This is a genomic window from Pseudomonas sp. RIT-To-2, from assembly GCF_029623465.1.
GTDB lineage: Bacteria > Pseudomonadota > Gammaproteobacteria > Pseudomonadales > Pseudomonadaceae > Aquipseudomonas > Aquipseudomonas silvicola.
On record NZ_JAPYKM010000021.1, the window covers coordinates 47,256 to 65,095 of the forward strand.

16 protein-coding genes and 1 pseudogene are annotated in these 17,840 nt (G+C 61.4%); 12 read left to right on the top strand and 5 right to left on the bottom strand.

Going from position 1 to position 17,840, the window contains the following annotated elements; translation table 11 throughout:
* Positions 1-114: 114 nt before the first annotated feature.
* On the bottom strand, positions 115-672 hold the full coding sequence (locus tag QBK88_RS18820) for a helix-turn-helix domain-containing protein (RefSeq protein ID WP_277963210.1): 558 nt from the start codon (positions 670-672) through the stop codon (positions 115-117).
* A gap of 301 nt (positions 673-973) precedes the next feature.
* Here QBK88_RS18820 and QBK88_RS18825 point away from each other — a divergent pair, with 301 nt between their 5' ends.
* The 12 genes from QBK88_RS18825 to QBK88_RS18880 are packed head-to-tail and all read left to right on the top strand — an operon-like array spanning position 974 to position 13,744.
* Positions 974-1,684: an iron-containing redox enzyme family protein gene (locus QBK88_RS18825; RefSeq protein ID WP_277963211.1), complete on the top strand. Its 711-nt coding sequence runs from the start codon at positions 974-976 to the stop codon at positions 1,682-1,684.
* Positions 1,685-1,714: 30 nt separating this feature from the next.
* Positions 1,715-2,836 (top strand): pyridoxal phosphate-dependent aminotransferase, encoded by a 1,122-nt coding sequence (locus QBK88_RS18830; RefSeq protein WP_277963212.1) that lies wholly within the window; start codon positions 1,715-1,717, stop codon positions 2,834-2,836.
* 1 nt (position 2,837) lies between these two features.
* Positions 2,838-4,004: an FAD-dependent oxidoreductase gene (locus QBK88_RS18835; protein ID WP_277963213.1), complete on the top strand. Its 1,167-nt coding sequence runs from the start codon at positions 2,838-2,840 to the stop codon at positions 4,002-4,004.
* Positions 3,995-4,852 carry a TauD/TfdA family dioxygenase gene (locus QBK88_RS18840; protein WP_277963214.1) on the top strand — a complete coding sequence of 286 codons (858 nt, stop codon included), beginning with the start codon at positions 3,995-3,997 and terminating at the stop codon, positions 4,850-4,852. The genes QBK88_RS18835 and QBK88_RS18840 overlap by 10 nt, the downstream gene beginning before the upstream one ends.
* A 9-nt stretch (positions 4,853-4,861) precedes the next feature.
* Positions 4,862-6,145 carry an ATP-grasp domain-containing protein gene (locus QBK88_RS18845; protein WP_277963215.1) on the top strand — a complete coding sequence of 428 codons (1,284 nt, stop codon included), beginning with the start codon at positions 4,862-4,864 and terminating at the stop codon, positions 6,143-6,145.
* Positions 6,146-6,196: 51 nt separating this feature from the next.
* Entirely contained in the window at positions 6,197-7,144 is a 948-nt protein-coding gene (locus tag QBK88_RS18850) for an EamA family transporter (protein WP_277963216.1), read from the top strand.
* A gap of 23 nt (positions 7,145-7,167) precedes the next feature.
* Positions 7,168-8,406, top strand: coding sequence for an acetylornithine deacetylase (argE, locus tag QBK88_RS18855; RefSeq protein ID WP_277963217.1), 1,239 nt, complete (start codon positions 7,168-7,170; stop codon positions 8,404-8,406).
* Positions 8,403-9,701, top strand: coding sequence for an MFS transporter (locus QBK88_RS18860; protein ID WP_277963218.1), 1,299 nt, complete (start codon positions 8,403-8,405; stop codon positions 9,699-9,701). The genes argE and QBK88_RS18860 overlap by 4 nt, the downstream gene beginning before the upstream one ends.
* Positions 9,698-10,303, top strand: coding sequence for an HAD-IA family hydrolase (locus QBK88_RS18865; protein ID WP_277963219.1), 606 nt, complete (start codon positions 9,698-9,700; stop codon positions 10,301-10,303). Before QBK88_RS18860 ends, QBK88_RS18865 begins: the two co-directional genes overlap by 4 nt.
* Entirely contained in the window at positions 10,297-11,301 is a 1,005-nt protein-coding gene (locus QBK88_RS18870; RefSeq protein WP_277963220.1) for a phosphotransferase, read from the top strand. Before QBK88_RS18865 ends, QBK88_RS18870 begins: the two co-directional genes overlap by 7 nt.
* Positions 11,302-11,318: 17 nt before the next feature.
* Positions 11,319-12,515, top strand: a complete 1,197-nt coding sequence (locus tag QBK88_RS18875; protein ID WP_277963221.1) for an ATP-grasp domain-containing protein — start codon at positions 11,319-11,321, stop codon at positions 12,513-12,515.
* Positions 12,512-13,744, top strand: coding sequence for a hypothetical protein (locus tag QBK88_RS18880; RefSeq protein WP_277963222.1), 1,233 nt, complete (start codon positions 12,512-12,514; stop codon positions 13,742-13,744). Before QBK88_RS18875 ends, QBK88_RS18880 begins: the two co-directional genes overlap by 4 nt.
* A gap of 87 nt (positions 13,745-13,831) precedes the next feature.
* Here QBK88_RS18880 and tnpC read toward each other — a convergent pair.
* From tnpC to QBK88_RS18900, 4 genes and pseudogenes are all read right to left on the bottom strand, one after another.
* Positions 13,832-15,088, bottom strand: a pseudogene (gene tnpC, locus QBK88_RS18885) (IS66 family transposase); the annotation flags it as partial.
* A gap of 123 nt (positions 15,089-15,211) precedes the next feature.
* Positions 15,212-15,757, bottom strand: coding sequence for a UDP-N-acetylglucosamine acyltransferase (locus QBK88_RS18890; protein ID WP_277963223.1), 546 nt, complete (start codon positions 15,755-15,757; stop codon positions 15,212-15,214).
* Positions 15,758-16,230: 473 nt separating this feature from the next.
* On the bottom strand, positions 16,231-16,605 hold the full coding sequence (locus QBK88_RS18895) for a hypothetical protein (RefSeq protein ID WP_277963224.1): 375 nt from the start codon (positions 16,603-16,605) through the stop codon (positions 16,231-16,233).
* 723 nt (positions 16,606-17,328) lie between these two features.
* A complete protein-coding gene (locus QBK88_RS18900; protein ID WP_277963225.1) occupies positions 17,329-17,805 on the bottom strand; it encodes an ATP-binding protein in 477 nt (158 codons plus the stop codon).
* Positions 17,806-17,840: the final 35 nt, after the last annotated feature.

Here is a 17,840-nt window from a genome sequence, read left to right on the forward strand (position 1 = left end):
GTTCCGAGGGGGACGTTGAGCGCGCCGATTTGCGCGGACACGTCGCTGGTCAGAAGGTAGCGCGAGCGGGCTAACTCGGAGTGGGCCCGCCACCTGTACCAGCGCCTGTGACCCTTACTTGCGGATCAGCGCGACCACGTATTCACAGGTGTCGCGGGTGGTGTTTTCGAAGGTACACGCTTGCTCCGGCAGCCCCAGTTGCAGGCAGTCGCCTTGCGCCAGGGTGTAGACAGTGGTGCCCTTGGTGAACACCAATGTGCCTCGCGTTACCCATACCTGCTGGTGAAGAAAGGCATAGGCGGTCGCCGGGTACTGGATGCGTACCCCTGACGGCAGTTGTACGTTCACCAGTTCCAGTGGCCAGCCCTCGCGCGGGGAAATCTGCTGGCGTGCATAGCCGGTCTCCGGGTCCACCCAGCGAGGTTGCTCAGCTGCTCTGGACACCAGCCCCGAGCGGCCTTCGGCGCGGTGCAGCAAGGTCGACAGCGGCAGGCCGAAGGCGCCCGACAAGCGCCCCAGAATGGTGGAGGTAGGGCTGACCTGGGCATTCTCGATCTTGCTGATCATGGCCTTGGAGACGCCGGACAGTTGCGCAAGCTCGCCGATGGACCAGTCGCGCGCGGCCCGCTCGGTCTTGATGGTCAAGGCGATGTCGATGGGTGCTTTGTTCACTATAGGGAATTTCCAAAAGGGGGTTCACATGTAGCTTACTAGCAAGAAATGCGTCAAGCCGGGGCAAGTCATTTATTTTCTGCTCTTTTTTAGTGCTGTGATAATCCAGAAAATATGCAAGTCTCTAATTTTTAATATTTTATTTATTTTACAAAAAATCTATTTCCAAATAAATCTATCGCTGGTTGTTTTTCTAATCGAAATAATCAATTGGTGCGCTGGTCTTTCCCGTTTACTATCTGAAACGAGCACGGAAGTTCATCCTGCTCTTCAAACTACTTTACCGTATCTGGGGGTCTCTATGCTGGCTCAACGAATGGAGCGTGATTGTTTGACGGGTGAAGACATCATCCGCTCGATGAAAGGAATGATCGCGGCATCGGGCATCAACACCAATGCCTTTTACAAAACATTTCGCCAGGCGCCCTTGCCACCAGCAACGTTGAAAAAAGTATTTCAGCAGTACTTTTATTATATCCGCACCTTTCCGCAGATTCTGGCCGGCACTTCCCACCGTACCGAAAGCGAAGTCATCCGCATGAAATTGGCGCGCACCGTGGTCTCGGAGCTGGGCGACGGCGTGGGGGAGGCGCACTTCATCATGTTTGAACGCGTGTTGGCCGGTGTCGGTATTCAATTGGACGACTGGAAGAAAGTTGAATATATCCCTGAGGCCAGCGCATTGGTGGCAGGGTTGCGGCGGATCTTTCTGGAAGGCTCGACGGAACAGGCCATTGGTGCCCATTACATTATTGAAGAGTTTGGTTTTCCCATGATTGCCAACCTGTATGAAGGCTTTCGTCTTTATGACGGCTGGCAACACGAAGACTTCACTTACTTCTATTTGCACATGCTGGTGGAAACCGATCATGTGGAATGGATCAGCGACGCCGTGATGGAGGCAGCACGCGAAGCGCGCAACGGCAATGACATCCTGGAGGGCGCCGCTGATGTCCTGAACCTGCTGACCCGTTTCTGGGACGGCCTGAACCGGGTGGCTGCTCACGCCTGACATGCCAGTACCACAGGAGATCGGGAAGTCATGGATGATTTGACATTGAGTGCGCGGGTGGCACCCTTCAGGGATGCCAGCGCGTTCGCGGCATCGGTGGGTGCGTTGAACCTGGCGCAAGGGCTTCCCGAGCCCCTGTTTGACGAGGCCATGAACACGGCGTTGGCTGGGCAGGTGAGCGCTGGCTGGCAGTACGCCGACCCACGCGGCGAGATGATTCTGCGCGAAAGCATCGCCGCCCATTCTGGCCCCGGCCTTGCCGCCGACAGCGAAGTGCTGGTGACCAGCGGTTGTACCGAGTCGCTTTACCTGGCGCTGTACGCGGCGGCCACTGATTTCGGCAACAAGGTCGCTTTTTTCGAACCCTTCTACCCTTATTACCCCGGCCTGGCCGCCTTGCTGGGCATCGAGCCAGTCCCCGTACCGTTTTCACTTGGTCTCCAGGGCCCGGACTGGGATGCACTGGAGGAACAGGTGCGCGCCGGTGTACGGATACTGTTGATCAACACACCGCATAACCCCACCGGCTGGTGCATGACGGGTGAGGATTGGCAGCGCCTGTCAGCGTTGGCCACCACCCATGAGTTCGTGGTGATCGTCGACGAGGCTTACGGGCAGTTCGAATACGCCAGCCATGGCCCGGCCCGCTACCCGCGCGAGCAATTGCCCATCATGGTGGCGGGCAGTGCCTCGAAGCTGTTGTCCATGACCGGGGTGCGGATCGGGTGGTTGTGTGCCCCGGCATTCTTGATCGAGCGCGCCCACGCGCACCACCTGTACCTCAGTTATTGCCAGCCCAAGCCCTTGCAGGCGGCTGTCGCCGTACTGCTCGATGAGTTGGCGGGCGGGCAGTTGGACAGGGTGAGGGCCCACTATAAAAACAAGCGTGACTGCTTGGCGAGTGCCTTGGCCAGCGCCGGTTTCGACTTCACGGTGCCGGCGGGCGGCCATTACCTCATGGCGGACTATTCGCGACTGGACCCGTCACGGCCGCCGGTTGCCTTCAGCCAGCATCTGGCCAGGCGCTGCGGAGTCATGCCATTGCCCGCCACGCCTTTTTACCTGCATCACTGCCCACGCTCTGTAAGGTTTTCGTTCTCGGTCGCCAAACCCATTGTGGATCAAGCCTGTGCTCGCCTGGAGGAACTGTAAAATGGAGCAGCCAATATTCGACGTTATCGTGGTGGGCGGCGGGCCGGCTGGGCTCAGTGAGTGCATCAGGCTGTTGGACAGCGGTCTGGAAGTGGCGGTTGTCAGTGATGTGTTCGGTGGTTGCATGGGCATGATGGGCGGTCACCCACTGCAGTCTTATTGCAATGAACTGGAAATAGAGGGTGCGCCCCTTGCCTTGCAGCAATTCATGGACAAACCGTGCATCAGCCCAACGGGGGCCGAATATGCCGCGTATATCCGTGACAACTTCGCCGCCTTGCCGTTGACCCGCGTTCAGCAACGGGTGATCACGGTCACCCAGGCCCAGGGGGTGTTCGAGGTCAGCGTGGGGGCTGACAGCGCCTGCACGCCGTTGCGCGCCAAACAGCTCATCCTGGCCACCGGCATTCGGCCCAAGGCGCCGCCTTTCGAGGCTCCTGCGGCCCGCTGGTTGAACTGCTTCGAGCTCTACCAACTGGTAGCCCAGGGCCAGGCAAAGCAATTTCGCGACCAGGACGTGGTTATTTTCGGCAGCGGCAACAGCGCCTTTCAGCTCGCCCTGTTGCTAGCCCCTTTTGCCCGCAACATCTGCATCCTGGCCAAAGCCTACCTGGGGTTGTACCCCCAGGAAACCGATGATCGCTTTGCCCTGCGCTCACTGAGCCAGCGCACCCTGGAAATGATTGCCAAGACCTCATCGACGGCCGTTCAAGGGCCGCTCAACTCGGCTGGCCTGGGGCGGGCCAACATTTGGCTGCATGCCTACTCGGCGATCCGGCAGAGCGGCGACCAAGTCGTGCTGCAACTGCCCGCGTCGCTCAATGGCCACCCGTTGCTACGGGCGTCGTGCCGCAACGCGCTGGAGGCGGGTCGGCTCGTCGCCAGCCCAACGGGCGGGGGCTACGAACTGCACCTGGATGCGGCCGCGCCGCACCAGTGCCTGGTGTCGGCCATTGGCGTCACAGCCCAGCTTCCGGCCACCCAGTGGTCCGGGCTGGTCAACCAGCAGACGGGTTTTACCCGCCACCACCAGGGCCGGAGCCCCGTTGCCGGCCTGTACTTCGCGGGCGCGGCCTCGGGCTACGCGTCGATCAATACCATGGTGCCTGCGGCGGCGGGGGTCAGCGCCGCGGCACCAGAGCCGGAAGGACGACTGTCATGGGCGTGAATAGCTTGCAACCGTTGCGCCTGACCCTTGCTGAAGCGCTCGCGGAGCCGGTGGTGGCGCTTAAACAGGCCATTTCCCGGGCCAAGGTGCTGGTCATCAGCAACCAGGACCTTGACGTGGCGCCCTATGTGCAATTGATGCGCACGCTGGGCACCCCGGTCCACCATGTGCTGGCCAAGTACTGCCTGGCCGATTACCGCGAAGTACTGACGGTGACCAACCTTCATCAGGACGGCCAGGCGCTGGGGGTGCACGAGGGGGGAGGGTACTGGCACACGGACATGTCCTATAAAACGGCTAACACTGTCTTCACCTCGTTATTGGCCGTGCAGGTACCCCAGGCGCATGGCGAGACCGAGTTCATCGATTGCGTCGCGGCCCTGAACCAGGTGCGCCAGTGGCAGCAGAGCCCCAGCTGCCCCGCCTGCCTTCAAGGGCTTGAGCTGGACCGCCTGCAGGTTCGGCACCGTTTCGGCAACCGTGACGTGCTGCGCAATGCCCAGGCCGCGGTGCAAACCCTGGATGGCAAGGAAGCGGGCACCCTGGAACAGGCCGTGCTGCACCCCCTGGTGCTCCTGCATCCGCTGGCACGCTCGGCCTCACTTTACGCCCCGGCCGCCACGGCCATGCAGATCGAGGGGGTGTCACCGACGCTGTCGCACTGCATCCTCGACTGCCTGGTGGACTTCATGGTCCAGCACGCCCCCCGCTACCAGCATGCCTACTGCCCGGGCGACATCGTGATCTGGGACAACCTGTCCACGCTGCATAAAGGGCCTTCGATTGCAAAGAGTGAAGGGGGTGCCGACGCGCGCCTCCTGTACCGCATGAACGTTGACTTCACCTGAGGTGCCACCATGATCAAGACAATTGTGTTCCTGACCCCCCACTACCTGAATTTCGCGTCCGAGACGGCGTTGCAGACCCTGGGCCGTGACTATCGAACCGTGCTGATCGCCTACCACGCCGATGTGCTGCCTGCCGCGCTGGAGCGCAATGTCGCCAAGGTCGCGCGAGTGGACGCCGATCCGCATCGCAACATTCGTCCGTTGCTGGACGAAGCACAGTGCCACGCCATCGTCAGCGACGAATTGCGCGCGGTAGGGGGGGACACTTCGGCGGTGCGCATCTTCTGTCAGGAAGAATGCCACGTTCAACTGGCGGCTCAGTTGCGCGAAGCGTTCGGGCTGGAGGGCGACACCCAGGCCATCGTCGCCAACTTCCGTGACAAGGTGCTGATGAAGCACGCGGTCAGCCGGCACGGCATACGTGTGCCGGGGTTCGTCTCCCTCGACCAGGCACGGCTGGCCAAGGAACCACAAGCGTATTACCGCGAGCTGACGGAGCGCCTGGGCCTGCCCCTGGTGCTCAAGCCGGTCAACGCCGCAGGCAGCTTCGAGGTGTCGATCATTGGCAACGAGGCCGACTTCACCAAGGCACGTGAACAGGTGATGGCGTCACCTTTCCATTTCGATTACGAAGTGGACGAGTACATCGACGGCGCCATGTTCCAGTGTGACTCGTTCGTGGTGGACGGCGAGATCCGCTACTGCGGAGTACTGGAACTGGGCTGCACCAACTTCGATTTTGTCCAAGGCAAACCGTTGAGCGTCATTCCGGTGGCCGACCCCGCTCTCAGGGCCACATTGGAAGCGTTCAACCGCGACGTGATCGCCGCACTGAACTTCCGCAACGGCTCCACCCACCATGAAGTGTTCGTCGACCGCCGTCGAGGCTACCCGGTATTTCTGGAAATAGCCGCGCGGGTGCCGGGGGGCATTGGCGTGCCGTACCATGAGAAAAACAGCGACATCAACCTGATCGATGCCAACCTCTACCTGGTGGCCGGGGCCGCGGCACTGGAGCAGATCAGGCCCCATGAGAAGAACAATGTGGTATCGGCACTGCTGCCCTTGCGCAAAGGCCGTATCAGCCAGCTCAACGAGCCCCCCATCGCCAGTGCCTACAGCATCGACTGGAAGGTGGCCCCCGGCATGGTGGTGGACTCTCGTTCACTGGCTGATACGGCCGGTATCCTGACCTTCTACAACGATGACCCGACCGTGCTGCGCGCTGACTTCGACGCCTTGCAGCGCTACGTGCCGACCCAGGTGGAGACCCTCGAACCGCTCAGCGCTTGAGGCGTGGCCGCCATGGGGGCGGGCAGGGGCGATGTGTTCCAAGGAGCAGTCATGAAGACAGGCATCATCGGCGGCATCAGCATGGCAGTTTATTGCATCTCGACTGCGCTCTCGGCAGTCTGGGTAATGGTATCGTTCACCCGCATCAGTGGCGCGGCGTTGACGTTCATTACCTTTCTGATGGCGTGGGGCGTTTTTTTCCTGGTGCATGCCGTGCGCAGTCACGACCCGTTGCGCTTGCTCAGGGAACAGTGGCGTGGAGTGATGGTGCTCAACGTCCTGACGCTGTTCAGCTGGTGGCTGATGTTCATGGCCTTGCAACGCATCGAGGCGTCGGTGGAGTCAGCCATTTACCAGGGCTGGATGCCGCTAGTAGTGGTGCTGTGCGAACGGCTGGCGGTGCGCACCTCGGTGAGCCGCTATCGTTGGCTGGGTGCCCTGATGATTCTGCTGTCGTTGCTGGCGCTGGTGGTGATGCGCCTGGCCCTGGGGGCCACGGCCCAGGTCAGCCAGGTGCATCTGTACGAAGGCATCGCGCTGGCCACTGTCGCCGGGATCACGGGCGGTATCTACGTGTTCTGTTCCGGCCAGTTGAACCGTACAGGGCGCTACAGCGCCATGGACATCCTGAGCGTGCGGTTCTTTTTGCTGTTGCTGGTCACCGGTTGGGTGGGCAGGGAAAACCTGCAGCAACTGTTCACGCTCGACACGACGATGCTGGTCCAACTGGTGGAACTTGCCTTCGTCAGCGTGCTGGTCCCGGTCTTCAGCCTGCAGTTCGCGATCCAGCAATTGGGCGGCGGCCGTGTGTCGATTCTTACCCCTTGTGTGCCCGTGATCGCCCTGGCGGCTGAATTCCTCCTGGCCACCTGGCACAGCCCCTGGGTGCCGTTGCTCGTCACGGTGGTGTGCCTGGCGGTGGTGCTTTCCAACCTGTGGTTTTCGCGCAGCGTGCGCCTGGTTTCGCCCGGCGCCTTGCCGGTGGCCCTGTCCAAATAGCCAACTGATTGCCGGAGCATCCCATGACATCTTCTTTGGCCTTGGCCCAAGGGGCGGTAACTGCCTGCCCGACTGAGAGCAGCGTGCTGGTGCGCGCCCTGGATATCGCCCGTGTCCTGATCGGTTTTCCGTCCGTGAGCGACCGCACCAACCTGGACCTGATCGAGTGGGTTCGCCATTACCTGGAGGGGTTTGGGGTCAGCGCCCAGGTGCTGCCTGCCGCCTGTGGCCACAAGGCCAACCTGTTTGCCAGCCTTGGGGCGGTGCGCCCTGGCGGCATCATTCTGTCCGGGCACACCGACGTCGTCCCAGTGGAGGGCCAGGCCTGGGCCCAGGACCCTTTTACGGCGCGGCTGGACGGCGCGCGGTTGTATGGTCGCGGTAGCTGCGACATGAAAGGCTTCATTGCGGTGGTACTGGCCATGGTTCCGGAGTTGATGGCCTCGCCTCGGCAGAGTTTCCACCTGGCGCTGTCCTATGATGAGGAGGTGGGCGCCCACGGTGCACAGGCATTGGTCCCTTTCATCGCGCAGGCAGGGCTGGCGCCGGCCGGGTGCATTGTCGGTGAGCCCACATCGATGGGGTTGGTAGTCGGCCACAAGGGGCGCCACGAAATCAGCTGCTGCGTGCGTGGCAAGGCCGCTCATTCTTCCGTGCCCAGCGAAGGTGTCAACGCCATTGACGTTGCCGCGCGGGTCCAGGTGCAACTTCAGCATATGGCCCAGCGCCTGGCCCAGGGCCCCCTGGATCAAGGCTTCGACGTTCCCTACACAACGGTCCAGGTGTGCAAGGTGAGGGGCGGGGTGGCGGGCAACGTCATTCCCGGCCAGTGCAGCTTTGACTTCGAGATCCGCTACTTGCCGGGCTGCGATGCCGAGCATTTGCTGGCACAGGTCAAGGCGTATGCAGGCCAGGCGTTGTGGGGAGCAACGCCTGAGCATGCGACGGGCGCCGCCATCGAGTTTTCCCACACTTTGCATACGCCAGGGCTGGACGAGCATGCCAACCAGTCTTTTGCCCATTGGCTGCGACAGGCGTGTGCCCTGACCGAGGGTGCGCAGCGGGTGGCCTACAGCACCGAGGCCGGGTTGTTTCAGGCGGCAGGGATACCCACGGTGGTGTGCGGCCCGGGCAGCATCAAGCAGGCGCACAAGGCCGATGAATACGTGGAAGTGGCGCAACTGCAAGCGTGCGCCCAGTTCCTGCGTCGCCTGGGCTGCTACGAGACGTCGCCGCCGACGGCACGCGGGGGTGACCAATGAGCGCACTGGCCCGCCGCGAACGGGCCAGGCTGCTGGTAGCGGTCAGCGTCGGTGCTGCCCTGGAATGGTTCGACTTCACCCTGTTCGCCATCTTTGCCCTGCAGATCGCGGCCGCCTTCTTTCCTGCCAGCGACCCGTTGATGTCGTTGGTGGCCTCTTACCTGACGCTGGGCGTGGGCTTCGTCGCGCGGCCACTGGGGGCCTTGCTGATGGGCCGCTATGCCGACCGTCGCGGGCGCAAGGCGGCGCTGACGCTGTCGATCATGCTGATGGGGGCCGGCACACTGATCATCGCCGTGTGTCCCACCTACGCAGTGATCGGCTGGTTGGCACCCTTGAGCGTCATTGTTGCGCGAGTATTGCAAGGCGTCGCCGCGGGGGGGGAAATCGGCGGAGCGCTGGCGTACCTGGTGGAGACGGCGCCCGCGCACCGGCGTGGTCTGTTCGCCTCCAGCCAGCAGGTGGCGCAAGCCGCATCGTTCCTGTTGTGCGGCCTGAGTGCCAGCCTGTTGTCGCGCGTTCTGAGTCCCGCCCAACTGGATGATTGGGGTTGGCGGCTGCCCTACCTGTTCGGCCTGCTGGTGGTGGTGGCGGGACTGAAGATTCGTCGCGGCCTGGAGGAAAGCAAGCCCCTGCGCCGTTACCTTGAGTGCCAGGCAACTGCGGGCGGCCGCACCCGCCTGCGCCAGCATGTACCTGCACTGGTCGCCGGCGTGTTGATGGTTGCCCTGTGGACCGTGGCCACGCAGTTGATCAACTTCATGCCCACGTATGCCTCGATGGTGCTCGGCCTGCCCCGGGACGAGGCTTACCTGGGGCTGGTGCTAGTGGGGTTGATTACCTTGCTGTGCCCTTTGGCAGCCGGCTTGTCGGACCGGGTCGGCCGCCATGTGGTGATGCTGGTCGGCGCCCTGGGCATTGCCTTGTGCGCCTACCCTGCGTTCACCTGGCTGAATCGCGTGCCCGGCGTTCAAGCCTTGGTCAGCGTGCAATGCGGCCTGGCAGTGCTGATGGTGCTGTATACCGGGCCTGCGGCGGCAGCGCTGGCGGAGCTGTTTCCGGTTCATGTCCGGGCGCTGGGGGTATCCCTGGCATACGCCTTGGCGGTGACGCTGTTCGGCAGTTCCACGCCCACGTTGATCACCCTGGTCTACCGCCAGACCGGCAACACCCTGGCAGCTGCCCTGTGGCTGTGCGCGACGGCGTGCCTGAGCGCAGTGCCGCTGGCCTGGATGTGCCTGCGCAATGCGCGCGCCGGCGCAACGATAAGGGGAATAACGGAGGATGTCGTGTGAACGGACCCATTGTTTTACTGGATGTAGGCAACGTGCTGTTCCATTACCAACCTGCCGCGCGCCTTGAGGCGCTGGGACACTTCACCGGGCTTGGCCCCGTCCGGGTCGAGGCCGCGCTGGATGAGAGCAGGCTGGTGGCGCGCCTGGACCAGGGCACCGCCACGCAAGAAGACCTGGTGGCCTTTATTGGCGCACTGGCAGGCAAGACGGTGACCGCCGCCGAATGCTGGCATTTCTGGTTCAAGGTGTTCACGCCCAACGTCGGTCTGTTGAACCAATTGCCGGCCCTGGCACAGACATTTCGCCTGGGGGTGCTGAGCAACAATCCAGGCGCACTGCGAGGGCTGCTGGAGTCTCGCCTGGGCTTGCAGACGGTGTTCCTGTCCGGTGAGCTGGGCGTCACCAAGCCGTTGCCTGGCATTTTCGAGGCGGTCGAGCAACGTCTGGGGCTGACGGGAGATGCCATCTGTCTGGTGGATGATAGCGCCCCTAATCTCGCATCGGCCGCAGCCCGCGGCTGGCGCACCCTGCACTATGCCTGCGAGCCTGGTACGCCGGGCATGGCCTTGGCTCCACGCTTGCGCGAGGTGACGGGATGCTGACGCCACCGGTGGATGATTGGCAGCCGGTGCTGGCCGAGCAGTGGGGCGTGGCGGGCGAACCGGTGGCGTGGCGTACTGTCGAGAATCCGCTGTCCATTTGTCGCTTCATGCACTGGGGCGGGCATTCGTTTGTGGTCAAGCAGCCCACGGCCCATGCCTTGCTGTACTCGCCGCACCACTTGGGGGCGCTGGAAACAGCGTTCTATCAGCACTTGCCTGAGGGCGTGTCGTTGGCGCGCAGTGTGCCGGTGCCGCGCTTCGCCGCTTTCGACCCGGACGATGGCAACTACACGCTGGTGCTCGATGACGCTGGGCCGGGCCGCTACGCGCCCGACCGGCAGTTGCCCCCCGATCGTCTGCAACTGCAGCAGATGGTACAGGCACTGGCGGCGGTACAGGGGGCCTTCCATGGCCGTACGGATTTCCTCAACCAGCGCAGTGTCGAGACGTTCTCGCTGGAAGACTTCGAGAACCGATGGCGCCAGCCCATCCTGGATTACCTGCCGACCTTCCAGCAGGCGTTGGGTGAGCGCTTGACGAACGCGCAACACCGTTTCCTCGAACGCCTGATCGACGGCTCGACGGCTCGAATGGCGGTATTGGCGGAGCATGACTTCCCCCTCACCATCGTCCACAGCGACCCCAATCCCAGCAATTTCCTGCTGCCGACCGACGGTGACAGCTCACCCGTGCTGCTGGACTGGCAAAGCTGGCGGCCCGGGCCTGGGGTCCAGGACCTGTGCTTCCTGATGGGGCAGTTCCTGCCCCCGGCCTTGCGCGAGCGTTGGGAACCGCAGGTGCTGCGCGAATACGGTGACCTCATGGCCGCCCAAGGCCTGGGGCTTGCCCCACAGGTGCTACGCGAGCACTACCGCGTGCTGCTGTGCAAGGCATTGATGATGCCCATCCTGCTGCACCGCTACCGCAACGCCCCCAATATCTGGTGGCCGCAGTTTTTCAACGCCCTGCAGGCATGCCTGCACTGGCAACCGCTTTGACAGCCAAGGAGAGAACGATGGCCGATTGGATCTGCCTGATAGGTAACTCGCTCAACAGCGCGACCGCTATCCAGGCGTTGGGGTACGCCTGCCACGCTGTTCTCGACACCCGTAAGGACGTGCCCGCGGCATTCGTGCAGCAAGTGGCGCTGATGGCCAGTGCCAGCTTGCAGGATGATGCGGCGATGGACGCCGGTGTCGAGCGACTGATTCAACTGCAGGGCGTGCCACGCGCGTTCATCAGCCATACCGAGCATGGTTACCGACATGTGGCGCGCCTGTCGCAACGCTATGGGCTGCCCGCCAATACGCCTCAGGCTCTGGCAGCCTCGCGTGACAAACCGGCCATGCGTGCCCTGCTCAATGACGATGCGCGGCAACGGGTCGATTACGTGGCGGGGGGCGCTCAGGCCATCTACGCGCAACTGAGTCAGCGGTCGATGCTAGACGTCATCATCAAACCGGCCGACGGCTGGGGGAGCCGCCTGGTCAACCACGTGCGCAGCGCAGCGCAACTGGCGGCGTGGTTGGAACATGATGGCCCGCAATGGCCACGCTGGATCGCTGAGGAGTACTTGCCGGGACCTGAGTTCAGCGTAGAAGTCATATGCGCGCCGTCGGGCAACCTGTTAGTTGGCATCACCGAGAAGGTGACATCTGGCGCGCCCCATTATTATGAGACTGGCCACCTGTTCCCGGCTCCGTCTGTTTCTGCTTCATTGGCTGCCTTGATCTTCGAACGGGTCAGCCAGGCGCTGCTGCGCCTGGATATCCGCATGGGCGCCACCCATACCGAGATACGGGTACACCCGCAACGGGGGCCGTTGCTGATCGAAACCCATATTCGCCCGGGCGGGGATTACATCAGCGAACTGATCAACTACGCCACCGGGCAAGATATTTCCCAGTTGTCGATCGCCAGTGTTCTGGGGCTTGCCTTGCCTGAGCGGGTGGTCGCGTCGCAGGGCGCCGCGGTGTATTTTCTTACTCAGCAGCCTGGTTTTTGCAAGGCCGTCGAGGTGACAGGCGCCCTTCAGGAGGAGACTGTGAAAAAATGGCAACTGGACGTTCTGCCCGGCCAGTTGACGCAACTGACCACTGACTCCACCAACCGCGCTGGCTGTGTGTTGTGTGTGGCGGGTGATGCCCAGGACGCCTGGGCGCAGACCCAGGCGTGGGCGGGCCAGTGCCGCGTGGACTACGCCCGGCCATGAGAGTGAGCAACGCCCGACGCATCATTGGTGCCAATGCCGTGTCCAATGTGGGCAATGGCATGGACTCGATCCTGATCGCCAAGTTGCTGTACGACCAGAGCGGCTCGCTGACCCTGTTCGGTTCCGTGCTAGTGGTCGATTACGTGTTCAGTGCCCTGAGCAGCGCCTACCTCGGCCCCTGGGTCGACAGACTGAACCCGCGCCGCCTGCTGGTCGCCAACGAGTTGGCACGGGCGCTGCTGCTGGGGGGGCTTGCCCTGTCGGTGGCCTGCGCCTGGCCGTTGGCCTGGATGCTGCCATTGCTGTACGCCTTGAAGCTGGGGGCGCAGGTGTTTCAGGTGGCCATGTTTTCCCTGGTCTCCAGAAGTGTGGCGCCAGCACGCATGCTGGGTTACTCGTCAACCAATGCGTCGGTGTCCCAGGCCGCGTTGCTGCTGGGAACGGCGGCGGTCAGCGCGGCGTTGATGGTGGCGTCACCGGTGGCGGTACTGGGCGCTGACGCGCTGACATTTCTGATCTCCGGCTGCTTGCTTCGCAGTGTGCGCGTGCACCACCAGGCGCTATCATCTACAGCGCGGGCAAGCACCGCCTGGGGGCCGTTTCTGCGGCGTATGGGGGCCCGTCAGGGGTTGCTATGGCATATCGGCCTGTCAGCGTGCAATTCACTGACAATTGCTTTGATCAACCTGACCTTGGCAGCCGTCGTCGCCCAGCGCTTCGCGGGCAACAGCTGGTATATGACGCTGTTCGACGGCGCTTTCGCCGCTGGGGCCATGCTCGTGGTGTTCTTGGGCAAAACGCTGGCCGCCCAGCGCTGGGCCGCCTGGGTGGTGGCGGCTCAAGGGCTTGCGCTAGCAGCTCTGGGGATATGTGACCACGCTGTCGTCCTGACCGCGCTGTATGCAGCCGTGGGGGTCTGCAACGCGGCATCGGTGGTGTTTTTCACCAGCCAGCTGCAATTACGTGGTGACTCGGACGAAAAAGGGCGCTTGTTTGCGTTGCGCAAGATGATCGTAGCCCTGCTGGCAGTGTCGTCGCTGCCAGCGCTGGTTAGCCTGTCGGCCTACCGCCTGTCGTGGGCCTTCTACGCCGGTGGTATGGTGATAGGGCTGTTCGCCCTGTTGATGTGGGCCTTGTCACGCTCCACGGCCTATGGCGAATGCTTATACCGGGATGGCGTGGCGGCGCATCAACCCATGTCGCAACCGTCACCAACCGGGTGTAGTTGAGCTCGCGCGGCACACCCTTGCCATCGATGCACGTCATGTGACCCTGCACTGGGCCGCACTGGCTGCCAGCGCGGGTGTTCATGCGTGCTACCTTGGCGATGTCCAGGTTCTGGGAGTATTCGTAGGTAACAGCAAGGCTTCGTAATCTTCAACCGATGTTGCCGTTGGCAAGCGCTCCAGTGCGTGGCGCAGCCACGCATAGGGCTCTTGGCCGTTGGCTTTGGCACTCTCGACCAAGCTGTAAAGTTGAGCACTGGCCTTCGCGCCCTTGGGCGTATCGCTGAACAACCAGTTCTTTCTTCCGATCACGAACGGGCGAATCGCGCGCTCCGCGGCGTTGTTGTCGAGCGGCAGGTAGCCTTCCTCGACGTATCGCTCCAGCTTGCTCCAGTTACTTGCGAGATAACTGATGGCTTTGCCCAGGGCGTTCTGAGCAGTGACCTGTGGCTGCGTCTTGTCGATCCAGCTTTTCAACTGAGCCAGTACTGGCAGGCTTCGTTCGTGACGACCGATCTTGCGTTCAGCGTCAGCGCAGTCTTTGAGATCGCGTTCGATGCCGTAGAGCTTGTTGATCAGATTCAGCGCGATGTCCGCGCGCCCCGTTTTACCTTTGGGTTGCACTTTCTGTGCTTCAACGAACTTGCGACGAGCATGGGCCCAGCATCCCAAACGCTCAACTCCTGCTTGGGCGCCCAGTGCGTTGTAACCGGCATAATCATCGGTCATGACGTAGCCACGATAGCCATCGAGCAGGCGCGTAGGCACCTCCTGCGCTCGGCTGGTGGAGTAGTCAAAAAGAATCACCGGCTGATCCGGTGGGCCTCCGGTTTGCACCCACATCCACGCCTGGCTCTCTGGCTCGCGGTCAGGTTCTTTCAACACCTGTACCCGTGTTTCATCGCAGTGGATGACGCGACTGGCCAGCAGGCTGTCGCGCATCAGATTCAGCAGTGGTTGCAAGTGCTCGCCGCACTGGATAACCCAGCGTGCCAAGGTCTGGCGAGGGATATCGATGCCGTGGCGGCCCAGTACTTTTTCAAAGCGGTGAAGCGGCAAGCCATCCACATATTTGGTGGTCAGCAACATCGCCAGAACGCTCGGGCTGGCCATGCTTTTTTCAATCAGCGGAGCTGGCTTGTCCGCAGTGACCGGAGCAGCTTCGCAGTCGCGGCAACCATAGACTTTACGGACGTGTTTGATGACACGGATCTGCATCGGCACGATGTCAAGCTGCTCGCTGATCTCCTCGCCAATGGCGTGTTTGCGGCAACCGCAGACACAGGTCAGTTCGTGCTCGGGCAGTTCGTGGATGACCTCGATGCGCGGCAGATCGGAAGGCAGTGGCGGTGCGCGATCGCACCATGTGGGTGCTCGAAGCTGGTACCACTTGCAGAATCAGCCCCGCCAACAGGAGCTGGGGAGCTAATTCCAGAACGGCTTAAAGACTAAGTTTTTGCCGCTTTTGAATTACTGAGGGCTGACTGCCAGCAAACGCTGGTGGCTTATGGTGTCAAGGAACTCCGCAATATTATTTTGCACTGCACGATTCAGCGACTCACGCATGCGAGTCATGCCTGAGAACGCATAGTCGCCAGGAACCACTCCTTTGGTAAACACCGTCCGCTGGTAGAGCACCTTACCGGTCTTGCGAGAAACGATGGTGTACTCTGCGTTGGCCGAGGTCGTCATCGAGATCCCGCCCAATGGTGGCTCAAGCTGCTTTACCTTCACGAACAAGTTCACCTTCTCAGAGGCATCGTCCTGGAAGACAGCAGATTTATTGATGGCCTCTTCAAGGGATTTCTCCCAGAGTAGGGGAAAGCCCTCTCCAAACGTAGGGATATCGCCGGTCTGCTCTTTTGGCGAAGCATATGACACAGACACGGCCTTGAGCTCGGCGTCTTGCTTTATGACTGCAGGTTCAACAGTGGGAAGGGAAAAGTTAGTCGGCGGCGCAGAGGTGCAGCCGGACATCATCAGTGCAACCGCTGCGACCCAAAGAAACGCTTTCATGGACACTCCTATTAGTGGTTATCTTCCTGAACTGCATCATACCGGATGCTGTGATATTGATACGCCATTATTGGTGTGCTTGCCGTTGAGCATGCTGGCTTCTACGGAGCATGTGGAGATGGTTTTTTGCGAACGTGGAGGGGGGGAGCGTCCAAGCTGAAGGGGGTTGGTTAATGATGAGACCGGTGTTGGCTGCGTGCGCCTTTACCGGCTTGGGCGTGCCGCTCTGCGGACGGCTGTCGTAAAAACAGCAGTATTGGTGTCATCACTGGTCTGTGGAGAGGGACTGGGTTTCGACTGCGCTGTGCTCATGGACGAGCAGGTCATGGTCTATTGGATGGCTAATCCTACGACCACCGCGTGCGCTGCTCTGTCGTTTGATAGGTCAGAAGCTCGAACTCGTCTTGGCGCTTCCTCAGCTTAAAAAAATGCGAGGACACAAAGGTGTTCCTCGCACGGTATTGCGGGATAAATCACTGGTTGGGGATAGTGACGTAGATGTTGTCGCCTTTGGATTGAATGGTGATGCGAAGCTCGTTGCCATTGTCGAGCAAGGCGTGACCGGTGTAGAAGTCCGATTTCGGCTCATCGTCAATCGTCACAGCAACGCAGGTAGCGCCCTGAGAATATTGCGTCTTGATGATTTTGGTTACGACCGGACAGGCAGCGTCCGCGATGGCTTTGTCGCCGCCCAAAGTCTCCACCCCAAGGGACAGCGCAAATGCTCTCAGCCAGCCAAAAAAGTAAATCTTGCGCTTGTCGCTGAGGAGCCTGGCTCGTTTCCACAGGTAGACCGGAACGACGGCGGCCCAGAAGCTCTCTGGCGCTTTATGGCCGGCAGCTTTCAAACGGCGTTCATCCAAAACACACAGCACAACGTTCGCGAGAAACGCTAGCCATCAAAGGCTTTTTCCGGTTTTGTATTGAAGCAAGGCGACCGCGATTGGCACTAGCACGACCGCCCAGACAAACCGGTTGTCCACGTCCTTCGCAGCGAGGGGTGGAGGTTCATTGGCTGTGACCGGCGCAGGCGGAATGGAGCTCGCCAGTTCAGTCTCGCCCTTGATCCTTTTCCTAGCCTAGGACTTGAGATTAGCGACGATTTTTCTTCAATTATGTTGGGCGGAAGCCTCCTACAACCCTAGAGGCAGTCGACAGGGCTTTGGCTGTATTGTGGCGGTTGAGGATTGACGAATGCATGGCGCCACAGCCAAGTTGAATGAAAATTGAACGCAGCAGACATCGTTACTCTCCCTGCAGTGTCACTTCAGCCAGCGTCTACTAAAATTGACCCCAAATGCCGTCGTCGCTGTAACCTAGCGCACTCTCAATGATCGAGAAGTAGGTATACAAATACCCAAACTAGGCGGCCAATACCGCGGCATTGTCGTTGCCGGCATCCGAAGCTTGGTGGCCGTCTCGCTCATTGTCATGCCCTGAACTTTACACGAGAGCACCGCTGCCAATTTTTGCTGGTTAACCTTAGCTCCGGCAGGTCGAGATACGAGCTGGCTTCCGCGCCGCCGTCGACCCTGGATGACCCGGCGATTCTGCAGGAGGTCGCGCAGGTGCTAAGCGCTGACTGACAGGGCGAAGCCTTCTTCGGCAGTCGGTACGCTGAAATACCGGCTGATCAGCTCGAACTGTTCGTCGCTGGCGGCGAAGTCATGCTCGCCGGCGGCGTTGCGCTGGCGCAGGCGCGCCTTGCAGGTCTCGTCGGGCACATCGAGCACATGCAGCACATGGGCAGCGCCGCTGGCTTCGAACAGGCCGCGCATCCATTGGCGATTGGCCGGGGTGTTGGCGGGAAAGTCCAGCACCACATTCACGCCCAATCGCAGCAGGGCCTGGACATGCGGGCCGATGGCCTCGCGCAGCAGGGCGGCGCAGCGCACATAGTCGGCCACGCTGTGCATCTGGTCCTTGTACAAGCGCGCCAGCCACAGGTCTTCGCTCAGGCGCACGGTATTCGGTGCCTCGGCCAGGCGTGCGGCCAGGGTCGATTTTCCGGAAGCGATCTTGCCGCAGAGCAGGTGCAGGGTTGCCATGTCGGATCTTCCTTGGTCGTGAAGCCACGCATCAC

What these genes read in the sequence shown, in the direction of transcription:
- QBK88_RS18825 (WP_277963211.1), top strand. Translation starts at nt 974, where the DNA reads ATGCTGGCTCAACGAATGGAGCGTGATTGTTTGACGGGTGAAGACATC.
- QBK88_RS18830 (WP_277963212.1), top strand. Translation starts at nt 1,715, where the DNA reads ATGGATGATTTGACATTGAGTGCGCGGGTGGCACCCTTCAGGGATGCC.
- QBK88_RS18835 (WP_277963213.1), top strand. Translation starts at nt 2,838, where the DNA reads ATGGAGCAGCCAATATTCGACGTTATCGTGGTGGGCGGCGGGCCGGCT.
- QBK88_RS18840 (WP_277963214.1), top strand. Translation starts at nt 3,995, where the DNA reads ATGGGCGTGAATAGCTTGCAACCGTTGCGCCTGACCCTTGCTGAAGCG.
- QBK88_RS18845 (WP_277963215.1), top strand. Translation starts at nt 4,862, where the DNA reads ATGATCAAGACAATTGTGTTCCTGACCCCCCACTACCTGAATTTCGCG.
- QBK88_RS18850 (WP_277963216.1), top strand. Translation starts at nt 6,197, where the DNA reads ATGAAGACAGGCATCATCGGCGGCATCAGCATGGCAGTTTATTGCATC.
- argE (WP_277963217.1), top strand. Translation starts at nt 7,168, where the DNA reads ATGACATCTTCTTTGGCCTTGGCCCAAGGGGCGGTAACTGCCTGCCCG.
- QBK88_RS18860 (WP_277963218.1), top strand. Translation starts at nt 8,403, where the DNA reads ATGAGCGCACTGGCCCGCCGCGAACGGGCCAGGCTGCTGGTAGCGGTC.
- QBK88_RS18870 (WP_277963220.1), top strand. Translation starts at nt 10,297, where the DNA reads ATGCTGACGCCACCGGTGGATGATTGGCAGCCGGTGCTGGCCGAGCAG.
- QBK88_RS18875 (WP_277963221.1), top strand. Translation starts at nt 11,319, where the DNA reads ATGGCCGATTGGATCTGCCTGATAGGTAACTCGCTCAACAGCGCGACC.
- QBK88_RS18880 (WP_277963222.1), top strand. Translation starts at nt 12,512, where the DNA reads ATGAGAGTGAGCAACGCCCGACGCATCATTGGTGCCAATGCCGTGTCC.
- QBK88_RS18890 (WP_277963223.1), bottom strand. Translation starts at nt 15,757, where the DNA reads ATGAAAGCGTTTCTTTGGGTCGCAGCGGTTGCACTGATGATGTCCGGC.
- QBK88_RS18900 (WP_277963225.1), bottom strand. Translation starts at nt 17,805, where the DNA reads ATGGCAACCCTGCACCTGCTCTGCGGCAAGATCGCTTCCGGAAAATCG.